The organism is Paenarthrobacter sp. 4246 (assembly GCF_040546855.1).
In the GTDB taxonomy this organism is placed as follows: Bacteria; Actinomycetota; Actinomycetes; order Actinomycetales; family Micrococcaceae; genus Arthrobacter.
On record NZ_JBEPOP010000011.1, the window covers coordinates 121,062 to 133,896 of the forward strand.

Annotated in this window: 12 protein-coding genes; 6 read left to right on the top strand and 6 right to left on the bottom strand. The window is 61.5% G+C overall.

The window, feature by feature from the left end:
• Positions 1-53: 53 nt before the first annotated feature.
• The 3 genes from ABIE35_RS18855 to ABIE35_RS18865 form a co-directional block, all read right to left on the bottom strand.
• Positions 54-917: a universal stress protein gene (locus ABIE35_RS18855; protein ID WP_354517295.1), complete on the bottom strand. Its 864-nt coding sequence runs from the start codon at positions 915-917 to the stop codon at positions 54-56.
• 99 nt (positions 918-1,016) lie between these two features.
• Entirely contained in the window at positions 1,017-2,402 is a 1,386-nt protein-coding gene (locus ABIE35_RS18860; RefSeq protein WP_354517297.1) for an MBL fold metallo-hydrolase RNA specificity domain-containing protein, read from the bottom strand.
• 130 nt (positions 2,403-2,532) lie between these two features.
• Positions 2,533-2,895 (bottom strand): SPW repeat protein, encoded by a 363-nt coding sequence (locus ABIE35_RS18865; RefSeq protein ID WP_354517299.1) that lies wholly within the window; start codon positions 2,893-2,895, stop codon positions 2,533-2,535.
• A 240-nt stretch (positions 2,896-3,135) separates the two neighbouring features.
• Between ABIE35_RS18865 and ABIE35_RS18870 the strand changes: the two genes are divergently transcribed.
• On the top strand, positions 3,136-3,834 hold the full coding sequence (locus ABIE35_RS18870; protein ID WP_354517301.1) for a response regulator: 699 nt from the start codon (positions 3,136-3,138) through the stop codon (positions 3,832-3,834).
• A 4-nt stretch (positions 3,835-3,838) separates the two neighbouring features.
• Here ABIE35_RS18870 and ABIE35_RS18875 read toward each other — a convergent pair whose 3' ends face one another.
• Positions 3,839-5,548, bottom strand: a complete 1,710-nt coding sequence (locus tag ABIE35_RS18875; protein WP_354517303.1) for a GAF domain-containing sensor histidine kinase — start codon at positions 5,546-5,548, stop codon at positions 3,839-3,841.
• A 150-nt stretch (positions 5,549-5,698) separates the two neighbouring features.
• On the opposite strand from ABIE35_RS18875, the gene ABIE35_RS18880 reads away from it, so the two are divergent.
• From ABIE35_RS18880 to ABIE35_RS18895, 4 genes are read left to right on the top strand one after another with little or no spacing between them, the layout of a single operon-like run.
• Positions 5,699-6,169, top strand: coding sequence for a pyridoxamine 5'-phosphate oxidase family protein (locus tag ABIE35_RS18880; protein ID WP_354517305.1), 471 nt, complete (start codon positions 5,699-5,701; stop codon positions 6,167-6,169).
• The gene (locus tag ABIE35_RS18885; protein ID WP_354517307.1) at positions 6,166-6,630 is read left to right on the top strand and encodes a pyridoxamine 5'-phosphate oxidase family protein; all 465 of its coding nucleotides are present in this window, start codon (positions 6,166-6,168) and stop codon (positions 6,628-6,630) included. Before ABIE35_RS18880 ends, ABIE35_RS18885 begins: the two co-directional genes overlap by 4 nt.
• Positions 6,631-6,679: 49 nt before the next feature.
• Positions 6,680-7,747, top strand: a complete 1,068-nt coding sequence (locus ABIE35_RS18890; RefSeq protein ID WP_354517309.1) for a zinc-dependent alcohol dehydrogenase family protein — start codon at positions 6,680-6,682, stop codon at positions 7,745-7,747.
• 9 nt (positions 7,748-7,756) lie between these two features.
• Positions 7,757-9,685, top strand: coding sequence for a heavy metal translocating P-type ATPase (locus ABIE35_RS18895; RefSeq protein ID WP_354517311.1), 1,929 nt, complete (start codon positions 7,757-7,759; stop codon positions 9,683-9,685).
• On the opposite strand, the gene ABIE35_RS18900 is transcribed toward ABIE35_RS18895, so the two are convergent.
• The gene (locus tag ABIE35_RS18900) at positions 9,630-10,052 is read right to left on the bottom strand and encodes a pyridoxamine 5'-phosphate oxidase family protein (protein ID WP_354517313.1); all 423 of its coding nucleotides are present in this window, start codon (positions 10,050-10,052) and stop codon (positions 9,630-9,632) included. The genes ABIE35_RS18895 and ABIE35_RS18900 overlap by 56 nt on opposite strands.
• A gap of 212 nt (positions 10,053-10,264) precedes the next feature.
• Between ABIE35_RS18900 and pta the strand changes: the two genes are divergently transcribed.
• A complete protein-coding gene (pta, locus tag ABIE35_RS18905; protein WP_354517384.1) occupies positions 10,265-12,340 on the top strand; it encodes a phosphate acetyltransferase in 2,076 nt (691 codons plus the stop codon).
• On the opposite strand, the gene ABIE35_RS18910 is transcribed toward pta, so the two are convergent.
• On the bottom strand, positions 12,337-12,795 hold the full coding sequence (locus ABIE35_RS18910) for a universal stress protein (RefSeq protein WP_354517315.1): 459 nt from the start codon (positions 12,793-12,795) through the stop codon (positions 12,337-12,339). The two genes, pta and ABIE35_RS18910, sit on opposite strands and share 4 nt — an antisense overlap.
• Positions 12,796-12,835 lie beyond the last annotated feature (40 nt).

The window sequence follows — 12,835 nt, forward strand, 5'->3', positions numbered from 1 at the left end:
TTCACCGGAGAACCGGTGAAGCCCACACTTTTCATGACCAGCATTCGTTGCTTTCAGTCGGAGTGCTTGACTGCGCTGATCCTGGTAATGATCGTGGGGCAGGGCAATTTGGTGAGAACCGCGTGCGCCGTCGAACCCAACAGGAGGCGTTTAAAGCTGCCCCGGCCGCGGCTTCCGACCACCAGCAATTGTGCAGTGGCACCGGCCGCGAGCAGTGCTTCGGCGGGCCGTGTGTGGGTGTCCAGGACCTGGTGAACTACCAAATCCGGATACTTGTCCGCCAGGCCGGCGACAGTCTCGGCCAAGACGACCCGCGCCTCCTCCGTGACGATCTCGAAGTAATTGCCACTGGGAACCCCGCGGGTCACCCATGGTTCGGGTGTGCGGAAGGCATGCAGTACGGTCAACTCCTGGCCTTGGCGGTCGGCCTCTGCCGCGGCAAACGCGACAGCCTGTGTCGATTCCTCCGAGCCATCAACGCCCACCACAATGCCGCGTCGACTCGTCATGTCGTGCTCACCGATTACCGCAACCGGACAGCGTGCGATGGCGGCTACCTGAAGTGCCCGGTCCGTCAGCGAACCGCCCACCCAGCCATGGCCGGAACCAATGACCACCATTGAGGCCTTCTTGGAGCGTTTGCCCAAAGCGTAACCGGCCCCGCCCGAGACCAGGTCAGTGGTGATGGTGACGGTGGGTTCCAACTTGGCAGCCCGCTCCTTGGCGGCTGCCAGGAAGTTGACGCCGGATTCGCGGATCCACTCGTTGTAGCCGACGGCGTCATAGGCCCAGCGGTCATCGACAGCATGCACGAGCTGTACCGGCAACTTCAAAACGGCTGCTCGATGCATTGCCCACCCCATGGCGGCCTCGCTACTGGGGGAATCATTGACACCGACGACAATTGCTTCATTCATGGCTGGGCCCGTTCTACGTTGATGGGTTCCCCGGACGTCGGCCGGGGCCTTGTTGCCAGTTTGTACCGGGTTCTTAGTGCCGGTTAGGGCCGGAAGTCCTTATTCCGGGGTGGCGATGGAGATGGTCTCTTGGTATTCCGGGACGCGGGCCTTCCAACCCAATTCGTGCTTGATGCGGAGGCGAAGCGCGTCAGATGCATCCGGCTCTCCATGGGTGACGTACGTCATTCGTGGTGCTTGGGGGGCTGAATGCATCCATCGGATGATGGCGTCCGAGTCGGCATGTGCGCTGAATCCTTCCAGCTGGACCACCTCGGCCCTGATCTTGATGTCTTGTCCATAGATCCTCAGTTCACGCGATCCCGCCGCCAGCGCTGCACCCCTGGTGCCGGCGGCCTGGTATCCGCTCAGGACAATCGCGTTGTTGGGGTCATTGCCGTACGCCTCGATGTGATGCAATATTCGACCTCCGGTCAGCATTCCGCTGGCTGAGATGATGATCATGGGACCACCCCGGAGGTTAAGGAGCTTGGAGTCGTCCGCTGATCGGGTCATAGTGGCCACCCGGTACATGTCCTTGAATTCATCCGGGTGAAGGCGGTGTTCGTCCGGATGCTGCTGATACATATAGGAAGCATCGATGGCCATGGGGCTGTTGAGATACACGGGAATATCCGGAATGAGGCCTTTTCGGCGAAGCCGCGCCAACTGAAGCATGAGTGTCTCCGCCCGGCCAACGGCAAATGCCGCGATCAGTATGACTCCGCTGCGCTTCGCCGCTCGGGAAACCACCTCGCCGAGTTCCACCTCAGAGCTACCTGCTGGGTGGGTCCTGTTGCCGTAGGTGGATTCCGTTACCAACACGTCGACGGCCTCAAGCTCCCGGGGAGGATACATGAGCGGGTCATCGTCGCGGCCCAGGTCGCCGGTGAAATGAATGGAGTTGCCGCCCACCCGGATATGTAGCTGCGCCGCTCCCAGGATGTGACCGGCCGGCACGAAAGTGGCCTCGACGTCACTGCCGAGGTCCAATGCCTCGTCGAACTCAACGGGGCGGAAACTATTGAGCGACTTCACTGCATCCGCCGCCGTATACAGGGGCAAGGCAGGAGTGTGGATGGACGATCCACGGTGGTCGGCGTACCTGGCCTCTTCTTCCTGCAGGTGTCCGCTGTCTGGCAGCAGGAGTTTGCACAGTTCGGTGGTCCCGTGTGTGGCATGGACGGGACCTCTGAAACCATCACTCACGAGCCTGGGAACGTACCCTGTGTGATCCAAGTGGGCATGCGTCAGCAGGACAGCGTCGATGGATGCGGGGGCCACAGGAAAAGGCTGCCTGTTCCGAAGGCGCAGCCGTTTGTAGCCTTGGAACAGCCCGCAGTCGACCAGGATTCGTGTTCCGTGGAAATCCACAAGGTAGCGGGAGCCGGTTACGGTGTCCGTGGCGCCAAGAAAGCGCAGCGTTGCGGGGTTTTTGCTGGCCATGACGATGCTCCATCCTTAAGGGAGGGTTCGGCTCCACCGGGTGAACCACGGCCGGGCCGTTGAGGGCTGATCGCTGCAATAAAGCCATTGGCGCCACGCGGTGACGCGGCGCCAATCAGTGGTTTGGTGATTATTGGGTAGACGCCACATGGTGATGCCGGTATTCCTCAGTGCTTGGCTTGATCGCCAGAGCTGTCACCACCAAGGCCACAGCCCCCGGGATCCAAGCACTCCATGCTGCGCCGGTCGCGGAGGTGAAGCCACCCACCCAAGGAGCCAGGAGAAGGGCTACTGCCACGATTGCCTGGGTCCACTCAGCGGCGGGCATTCCAGGCATCGCCAGGTTCACCGCTCCTCCAATGACCAGCAAGAGGCCCAACGTGACCATGATTGCCGTCGACGACCCGGTTTGTGTGGTCCACAGGACAGACAACGCTGCATATGCGCCGGCAGCGATCACGGTATAGTCCTGCCAACGCGTCCATTTCTTCATGGGGATCGATTCTCCTTCATTTTGTTCGATGCCGGGGCCGCCCACCTTCTGCGAGCGGTTTCGGGTCTCCCGTTCTTCCAGCGTCGGTAAAAAGGCGCGTTCCCAACAGGGCCTAAAGTCACACGCGTCGGCAGGGTCCTTGGGCCCTTGTGGGCAGGGCAGGCAGTCGGCAAGAATTTGGCAGAGCTGCCTACACAAAGCTCTCGATATTGCGGCCATCGGCCGCCGGACAGGAGAATCATGGATCGCCCAGAAACAGCCGGTCAAGCCACCGGCGTTTCCCCCGGAGAGCCAATCCGCGTTTTCATCCTCGACGACCATGAGTTGGTTCGCAGAGGCCTCCAGGAACTCTTGGAAGGCGAAGGTTTCGTGGTTGTCGGCATGTCTGGTTCGGCGGAAGAAGCGACGCGCCGGATTCCGGCATTGCGTCCCGATGTCGCTGTCCTGGACGCACGGTTGCCCGACGGCACCGGAATCGAGGTGTGCCGGGACGTTCGCTCCGTGGACCCTGGACTTAATTGCCTGATCTTGACTAGTTACGACGACGAACAAGCCCTCCGCGCCGCTGTTCTTGCCGGGGCTGCAGGCTACGTCCTGAAGGAAATCGGGGGCACAGACCTGCTGGGCGCCTTACGCAAAGCTGCCCACGGCGAGTCGTTGTTCGACGAAGCCGTCAAGACGAGAATCGTCCAGGGCCTCACGGCGCCGAAGAGGCAGGATCCCAGGACAGCTTCCCTCACGCCGCAAGAGCGCCGTGTCCTTGAGTATGTTGGTCAAGGCATGACCAATCGCCAGATCGGCGAGGAAATGCTTCTGGCAGAGAAAACGGTCAAGAACTACGTCTCATCCTTGCTGGCCAAACTCGGGTTTGAGCGCAGAACCCAGGCGGCGGTGTACATGGCGCAAGCACCTGAAGAGGATGCCGGTTCCCTGCGCTAAAGGATCAGCTCAGCGGCACGGACCATGTCATCGATGTCCCGTTTCCAGGCGCACTGGTGATGGTACTGGTGCCGTTCATCTCCTTTGCACGCAGAGCTATGTTGGCCAGACCGTTTCCCGGGGCAGGATCGACAAACCCACATCCGTCATCCACCATTTCCAAGGTCAGCCGTCCTTCTGCCACTGATACTGAAACGTTGATGGATTGAGCTCCTGAGTGGCGCACGGCATTGCTGAGGCCTTCAGATACGACAGCCAACAGGTGTTTAATGATGGCTTCGTCATCTACCGAGTCAACGGCACCAGCCAGCGTCAGATGTGGCGCGTACGGTAGTGACTTGGCGCCGGCCTGGATCGACTGGAGGATGCGGCCGCTCAACGACTCCCGCTCACGGGTACTGGCTTGCAGCGAATAGATGGTGTTGCGGAGATCGCGGATACTTGTGTCCAGCTCTTCGGTCACTGAGTCGATCCTGCTCAAGGCAGCCTCGCCAGTTGTGAAACGCCGGAGGCTTTGGACGCTCAGGCCAGCTGCAAACAGCCGTTGTATGACCAGGTCATGGAGATCCCGTGCGATTCTGTCCCTGTCGGAGAAGACCACCACTTGTTCCCGGAGCCGGTGAATTCGCTCCAGCGCCAGCGCGAGGGCCACATGGGAACCGAAGACCGCCCCCATCTCCACATCGGTCTTTGAAAAATTGCCTGTACCGGGATCGCGGGCAAGGACCAACAGACCGTGATGGGCTCCTTGGGCGCTGAGGTCGATGATCAGCAGCCGGGCCGACGCCCCTTCAATGGCGAGGCCGAGGAGATCCGTGGAGTCATCAAGGCAAGTGGCCTTCCCGGTGCTTGCGACGCCCTGCACTTCCGTGGCTTTCATCGCCAAAGACGCGCCAGCGAATTCAGCGCCACGGGCTCCAGCCGTGCCCGCCACTACATAGGGCTCATGAGGAGACGGAACCAGGATCAAGGCCAGATGGGAACCCGACTCCCTGAGGGCTCTCGCCGCGATCAGGTCCAATGCCGAGTCTTCTGCCTTCCCCAGCTGGTCGGCGCCGAGCATTTTTCCCGTAACGTCCATGCAGGCCTCAAGCCAAGAGGCGCGGCGGCGTGCATCCTCATAGAGCCGGGCGTTCTCGATTGCCACGCCGGCCGCCGCGGCCAACGCCACGGCCAAGTCCTCATCCTCCGGCGTAAAATCTCCGCCGCCTTCCTTTTCGGTCAGGTAGAGATTCCCGAACACCACATCCCTTACCCGCACCGGGACTCCAAGGAACGACTTCATCGGAGGGTGGTGCTGCGGGAATCCGTAGGCTTTTGGATGGTGGCCGAGGTCGTGGAGGCGCAGCGGCGCCGGCTCTGTGATGAGCAGTCCGAGGACACCGTGTCCAGTAGGGAGTGGGCCGATGCGTTGGGCGAGCTCGCCGTCTATACCTACCGTAATGAAATGACTGAGAGCGTTGTCCTCCCCGATGACACCCAAGGCACCATAGCGCGCCTGAAGCAGCCGACATGCCGAGGTCACCACGCGGTCCAGCACCGCTTCGAGGCTCAGGTCTTCTGCCACTGCCACAACCGCTTCGAGCAAACCCCGCGTTCTTTCCTGCGCCTGGAGAAGCTCGCCAGCGCGGCCTACGAAGTCCTTCAGGAGGTCCTCAATCCGGATCCGCGGCACAACGTTGGGCTGGGGCTCAGGTGCTTCTGAGTCGTTCACCAGTTCCTTTCGAAGAAGGCCGGAATTCCTGTGGGACCGAACGGCGCCCTGTTGCCAGACTACTCTGGCGCCCGCGCGGCAGCCATGGACATTGTGCATGTGGGCCTTTGTGCCCTGTTGTCCGGGCGCCCCTGGACCTACGGTCAAACCATGACGAACAAACCCACGGTTCCGGAAGCTGAAATCCTGGACAACAAACAGTGTTGGGAGCTGCTGCGCAGTGTCTCGGTGGGCCGCCTCGCAGTCTGGGCGCAGGACCATCCCGACATCTTTCCCATTAACTACAAAGCAGACCACGGCACGCTTGTCTTCCGCACCGGCGAGGGGAGTAAGCTCCACGCCGCACTCAGTTCCACACCGGTAGCGCTGGAAGCTGACGGAGTAGACCCGCAGTCGGGCGTCGCCTGGAGCGTGGTGGTCAAGGGAAAAGCAGAGAGCATCAAGCTGACCCAGGAAGTACTCGACACTGTCGGTCTGCTGCTCTTCCCGTGGCAGGCCGGGCGGAAGGATCATTTTGTCCGGATCGTTCCTACCTCGTTGACCGGGCGCCGCTTCAAAGTGACCCCGCCGCTGACGTGGTGGAGTCCGCTCGACGACGCCACCCGGGCGGGTTTGGAATGAAAACAAAGACAAGTGCCGCCGTCGAACGTCTTGCCCCGGACGAATGCTGGGACCTGTTGGCGCAGACCAACGTTGGCCGCCTGGCCGTCCTGGTGGACGGACATCCCGATATCTTTCCAGTGAACTATGTGCTGGACGGTGACAGCATCGTGTTCCGAACCGGGGCGGGCACCAAGTTTTGGAGCACACTGACAACCCCCTGCGCCTTGGAAAGTGATGGCTACCGGACTCTCAGCGGAAAGGCGTGGAGCGTGGTTGTCCGAGGGCAAACGCACCTGATACTCGACCGGCAGGAAAGATCCGACGTCGACGCTCTGGGACTGGATCCCTGGCAACCAGGCACCAAGGACTGCTACCTGAGGCTGACTCCGCATGCCGTTACGGGGCGCCGGTTCACAACCACCAGGCCAGACCTTTGGGGGACCCCCTTGAACGACGCCCGCCTGGACGACTTCCACTAGCACCCACGCCCGGTGTTTCAGCCAAGCACAACAAGGACGGAACAACACAATGAAGGCACTCGTCTACGGCGGCCCCGGCGAAAAGTCCTGGACCGACGTTCCGGACCCCGTCATCCTGCACCCCACCGACGCACTTGTGCGCATCGACACCACCACCATTTGCGGTACGGATCTGCACATCCTCAAAGGAGACGTCCCTGCGGTCCAGCCAGGACGCATCCTCGGGCACGAAGGGGTGGGGACCGTCACCGATGTCGGCAGTTCGGTTAGTTCACTCCGCCGGGGGGACAGAGTGATCATCTCCTGTATCAAGTCATGTGGGCATTGCGGCAATTGCAGGAAGGGCCTGTTTTCGCACTGCCTCGGTGAAGAAGGACAAGCCGGAACCGGCTGGATCTTCGGCCACCTCATCGACGGTACCCAGGCCGAATCCGTGCGGGTTCCCTATGCCGAGAACTCCCTGCACAAACTGCCCCACGGCGTGACCGACGACGAAGCCGTGATGCTCTCCGACATACTGCCCACGGCCTTCGAAATCGGAGTCCAGGCCGGGCACGTGGCCCCGGGTGACGTCGTGGCCATCGTGGGGGCTGGGCCAATTGGCCTGGCGGCCACGGCAACAGCCGGACTCCACGGTGCAGCCACCGTGGTGGCCATAGATCCAGACGAGGGCCGTCTCGCCAAGTCCCGCGAATTCGGAGCCACACACACGGTCAATCCCAGCAACCCCGAATGGATTGCGGATGTCCTCGCCGTGACTGATGGTGCCGGGGTGGACGTGGCCATGGAAGCCGTCGGACTACCGGAGACTTTTGACATGGCCCTGCGCTTGGTCCGCCCTGGCGGGTACGTAGCCAACATCGGGGTCCACGGAAAACCCGTCCAACTGCCCCTCCAGGACCTGTGGATTCAAAACATCAACATCAGCATGGGACTGGTCAACACCAACACCACCCCGATGCTGCTTCGCTTGGTAGCCCAACACAAGCTCCCGGCGGATAAGTTCGCTACGCATCATTTCGGGCTGGAACAGATCATGGATGCCTATGACACGTTCTTGCGAGCGGCGGAAACAGGTGCCCTGAAGGTGGTTCTCAGCCGAAACCCTCATGACTGACCAGCGGACATGACACAACGTCTGCTGCACTCGGCCTTGCGCTTTCCATTAGTGACAGCAACCGTGGTGGCGCTTGGCACCGTCGCGGTCCTGACAGTCATCGGACTAATACAAGCAGCCCAAGGGCTGGCGAGTATCTTTGCCCTCAGCGTTGCCCTCTACCGGGCAGGCACCATGATCAAGGGGCTCCTCCACGGACGATGGGGCATAGACCTCCTGGCCGTGATGGCCATATGCTCAACTGTTGCGGTGGGGGAATACCTGGCATCCCTGATCGTGGTGCTGATGCTGACAGGCGGCGAAGCGCTGGAACAGTATGCCCAAGGCCGCGCCACCAAGGAGCTCCGTGCACTGCTTGATCGGTCCCCACGGAACGCGCACCGGGAACGGCCCGGCATGCCCGTGGAAGATATCCTGGTGGATGCTGTGGTTCCGGGAGACGTGCTGCTGGTCAGACCGTCAGAGTTGGTTCCGGTGGATGGAACCTTGCTGTCCGACGTCGGAATCTTTGACGAGTCCGCGCTGACAGGCGAAAGCCTGCCTGCTGAGCGAACCAAGGGCGACTTGCTCCTCAGCGGCACTGTCAACGGGGCAGATGCCGTGCGGATGAAGGCCATGGCCACCGCAGCGGAGTCACAGTACAGCCAAATAGTTGCCTTGGTTCAGGAAGCTGCGGCCAGCCGCGCGCCAACCGTAAGGCTTGCCGACAAATATGCTGTGCCGTTCACTCTGGTCGCCTTGGTGCTGGCCGGCGCTGCGTGGTTCTTCAGCCAGGATCCAGGACGGTTCGCTGAGGTTCTGGTGGTAGCCACCCCGTGCCCTTTGCTGATAGCAGCACCTGTCGCGTTCCTCGCCGGGACCAGCAGGGCCGCACATGCCGGCATCATCATCAAAAACACGGGGACGCTTGAGCAACTCAGTAGAGTCAAGACCGCCGTCTTCGACAAGACCGGGACCCTCACCCAAGGCAACCCCTCCTTGGCCGGAATCCGGGTGGCTCCAGCCTCAAATCTGTCCGAAGACGCCCTGCTGCAGTTCGCCGCCTCCGCCGAGCAGTATTCCACTCACGTCCTGGCTGCTTCAGTCATGTCAGCAGCCCGAGCGCGCAGCCTGGTACTTATAACGGCAACGAGCGCCAGTGAACACGCAACCAACGGTGTCACTGCCGACTGCGGTAGCCACCACATAGTGGTCGGAAAGCCTGCTTACGTCGGTTCCCTGGTGAGCGGTTTCGAGAAGGAGGCGATGCCCGGAGGCCATCTCGGGATTTACGTGGGTGTGGATGGCAGGTTCGCCGGCACTCTGATCATGAGCGATCCACTTCGCCCAAATGCGGAGGACACACTCACGGAACTTCGGAGGCTCGGGGTCTCGGAGACAATGCTCCTGACCGGAGACACTGCAACGACAGCCCGGCACATCGCGGCGGAGGCGGGCATCAGCAACGTCATGGCCGAATGCCTGCCTGCTGACAAAGTTGCCGCCGTCTCCGCACTTCCACTCAGGCCCGTGATGATGGTGGGCGACGGCGTTAATGACGCCCCTGTGCTGGCGGCGGCCGACGTCGGCATCGCCATGGGTGCCAAAGGCGCCACCGCTGCCAGCGAGTCAGCGGACGTGGTGATTATGGTCGACGACCTGTCCAAAGCCGCCGTCGCTGTTGGCATCGGGCAGCGTACTCTTCGCATCGCCCGGACCAGCATTTGGACCGGGATTCTTCTTAGTCTCGGCCTGATGGTGATGGCCTCGTTTGGCATGATTCCAGCCGTCGCCGGGGCGCTGCTGCAGGAGCTGGTGGATCTTGCCACCATTCTCAATGCCCTCAGGGCCTTGAGCCCCGGACGGTCTGCAGCGTCAGTGGGATCTACGGCCGTCCACGCCATCAATACCGTTCCGGCTCATTACCGAGTTCAAAGTGGCGGCCGTGGACCCGGGTAGGAGTGATCTCTACGTAGGTGTATTTGCGCGTCGGAATCCACGGCTTCAAAGGCAGCTTGTCCGCTTCGTCGATCTCCGATTGTGACTCGATCACCCTGGCAGTTCCCTTAAGGACCACACTCCAGGCTTCGGCGTCGACGATCTCCTCCACTTCGAAAGCAACCTTCTCGTTGACGGTCAGCTCAGCGAGCTTCGTCCCCGGATTTGTCCTCAGAAGCAGCCGCTGGTTGTGGGCGATGAAATTCAGTGGGTAGATGTCCGGCTCGCCCAGAACGCTGACAGCCAAACGACCATGCTGGTTACGTTCCAAGACCTTCCATGAGTCGGCTTCGGATAGGACGGTTCCGGGACGTTCATCGGTTTCCATGGTCTATGTCTCCTGCGTGGGATGGTGGTAGTTGGCGAATCGCCACGTCGCCGTCGGTTTAGATGTTCCCGAGCCTATGGCTCGCTCCCCGCCACCAACAGAGTCCAAGGTCCCAAGGGCGAAAGCAGCCATCATGACCTTCGACTCTGGTGTTGTGCGCCTACGGGGTGGAACCTGTGAAGCATCGGATGATCTGCCCGGAGGGTTACACCATGGTCCAAGGCGTTTATGTCATGTCCGTTGCACCGGAAGCCGGGAAGTCACTGGTGGTCCTGGGCCTGGCTGACGCGCTGCACCGCAGAACAGGACGCTTCGGTTTCTACCGGCCAATCGTGAACGGAACAGATCCGGACGACGACCCGCTGCTCCGGATGCTTCAGCGGCTGTACAAGATGGAGTCATCCCGTTGCAGGGGCGGAATGACTCTAGCCGATGCCCGGGCAGCACTGGCGGCGGGCCGCGAGGACGAGATTGTTTCCCGGGCACTCGAGGAGTTCGGGCGCATCGCCCAAGAATGTGACGTGGTTGTGGTGGATGGTTCGGACCTGAGGGGACCGGACGCCGGGAGGGAGTTTGACCTGAACGCTCAACTTGCCAACAATCTCAGCCTGCCGGTCCTAGCCGTCATCGGGGCCCAAACCTTGGGTCTTAGGGAAATCACACAGGCTGTAGTAGACGCGTCACGGCAGCTCGCCGCAGCCAAAAGCACAGTATTGTCCGTCGTGGTCAACCGTGCCCAGCCAGCAGATATTGACTCAGCCCGGCGCGCCGTTCGGACAGTCACCGGAAGCCTTCCAAGCTATGTGATTCCCGAGGTTGCTGAAATCTCGGCACCCACCGTGGCCGATGTGGCCATGTCACTGTCGCTCAAACGGCTCTCGGGCAGCGCAGAGCTGGACCGGGACGTGGGCAGCATGAAAGTGGCGGCGATGAACGTAGAGAACTTCCTGCGGCTACTCGAGCCAGGAAACCTGGTGATTGTTCCCGGGGATCGCGCTGACATCGTCATGGCTTGCATGGCCGCGGCCTTGTCACCTGAGCTGCCCACACCCTCCGGAGTCATCCTTACTGATGGCCTGGTCCCTGCCAGCTACGTGTTGCCTTTGGTGGCACATGCGCCATTTCCTGTCTTCGCTGAAACAGCGGATACCTACACTACGGCTCAACGGGTCTCGCACGTCCGCAGCGAGATCCACGCCGGAGAAAGCCGCAGGGTGGCCGCGGCGTTGGGCATCTGGGCCCGCTCCATCGACGAAACAGAGCTACTGGAACGCCTGGCACTCCCTCGTCCGGCCACCATGACTCCGCAGCGCTTCCTCAACGACCTCGTGGAACGCGCCCGCCAGCAGAAAAAGCGCATCGTTCTGGCTGAGGGCACAGATAGCCGGGTGTTGCGTGCAGCGGAGATTCTCCGTCGCCGGGACGTATGCAAAGTAACGCTTCTCGGGGACCCGTCGGCGGTCCGGGAGCTGGCCGATGCCGAAGGTATCGAGGTGGGAGGCATCACCATCATCGACCCCACCCAATCGCCATTACATGAGCGGTTCGCGATGGAATATCAGCGATTACGCGCCCACAAGGGCATGATCCTGGAACGAGCAAAGGAAGTCATGCTGGATGGTGCCTACTTTGGCACCATGATGGTCCACTTGGGGGAGGCCGACGGAATGGTCTCCGGCGCGGCGCACACCACGGCCAACACGATCCGTCCTGCCCTGGAGTTCATGAAGAGCCAGCATGGCAATGGACTGGTGTCCTCGGTGTTCTTCATGCTTTTCCCGGACCGCGTGCTGGTGTACGGGGATTGCGCCGTGGTGCCCGATCCCACGGACCGGCAACTGGCGGACATCGCGCTCGCATCGGCCGCGACGGCGGCGCAGTTCGGCGTCGAGCCAAGGGTGGCGATGTTGTCGTATTCAACTGGCGTATCCGGCGCCGGAACGGCGGTGGATAAGGTCAGGCGTGCCACGGACATGGTGACGGTTGCCCGGCCGGACCTTGCTGTGGACGGGCCCATTCAGTACGACGCCGCTGTGGACGCGGCCATCGCCAGTTCAAAGTTGCCATCTTCTGCTGTCGCGGGAAAAGCAACCGTCTTCATCTTCCCTGACCTGAACACAGGCAACAACACCTATAAGGCCGTGGAGCAGTCTTCCGGTGCTGTCGCCGTCGGGCCTGTTCTTCAGGGGCTTCGCAAACCCATCAACGACCTGTCCAGGGGGTCCACGATCGAAGACATCATCAACACTGTCGCCATCACCGCCGTCCAAGCGCAGGGGCGGAGCTAGCCCTTTTCGTCCTGAGTGACCACCAGGACAGGGCACTGCGCGTGGGCTGCGCAAGCCCGGCTGACGGATCCTATGGGCTGATTAAGGAATCTACCGGAGCCCCGCCGCCCCACCACGAGTAGTTGTGCCCCGCGGCTTTCCTCGACGAGGACCTTGGCTGGTTCGCCGAACTTGACCGTGACTTGCAGGTCTTCCGGGCGGTCTGCACCAAAGGCTCGTTCCAACGCCTCGTCCACCAGCCGCATGGCAGTGTCTTCCAGCTCCGTTGTGAATCGAGTCAGCTCGGGCTCGAAGCGGGAAGCGAGGAAGTAGTCGGACATGCCAATACAAGTGACCACGTCCAGCGCGCCTTCCAGCGCCGATGCTATTCGACCGGCCATCTGCAGAGTGTTGGACGAGTATTCCGAGCCATCGACGCCGACGACGATCCGGTTCGACCGGGCTTGTGGGTTCATGGACCCAGAATGCCTCCGCTTCCGTTCGCTCACTAGGGCC

Coding starts and splice junctions, on each gene's coding strand:
- ABIE35_RS18890 (WP_354517309.1), top strand. CDS start 6,680: ATGAAGGCACTCGTCTACGGCGGCCCCGGCGAAAAGTCCTGGACCGAC.
- ABIE35_RS18870 (WP_354517301.1), top strand. CDS start 3,136: ATGGATCGCCCAGAAACAGCCGGTCAAGCCACCGGCGTTTCCCCCGGA.
- ABIE35_RS18895 (WP_354517311.1), top strand. CDS start 7,757: ATGACACAACGTCTGCTGCACTCGGCCTTGCGCTTTCCATTAGTGACA.
- ABIE35_RS18910 (WP_354517315.1), bottom strand. CDS start 12,795: ATGAACCCACAAGCCCGGTCGAACCGGATCGTCGTCGGCGTCGATGGC.
- ABIE35_RS18885 (WP_354517307.1), top strand. CDS start 6,166: ATGAAAACAAAGACAAGTGCCGCCGTCGAACGTCTTGCCCCGGACGAA.
- ABIE35_RS18860 (WP_354517297.1), bottom strand. CDS start 2,402: ATGGCCAGCAAAAACCCCGCAACGCTGCGCTTTCTTGGCGCCACGGAC.
- ABIE35_RS18880 (WP_354517305.1), top strand. CDS start 5,699: ATGACGAACAAACCCACGGTTCCGGAAGCTGAAATCCTGGACAACAAA.
- ABIE35_RS18865 (WP_354517299.1), bottom strand. CDS start 2,895: ATGAAGAAATGGACGCGTTGGCAGGACTATACCGTGATCGCTGCCGGC.
- ABIE35_RS18900 (WP_354517313.1), bottom strand. CDS start 10,052: ATGGAAACCGATGAACGTCCCGGAACCGTCCTATCCGAAGCCGACTCA.
- pta (WP_354517384.1), top strand. CDS start 10,265: ATGGTCCAAGGCGTTTATGTCATGTCCGTTGCACCGGAAGCCGGGAAG.
- ABIE35_RS18855 (WP_354517295.1), bottom strand. CDS start 917: ATGAATGAAGCAATTGTCGTCGGTGTCAATGATTCCCCCAGTAGCGAG.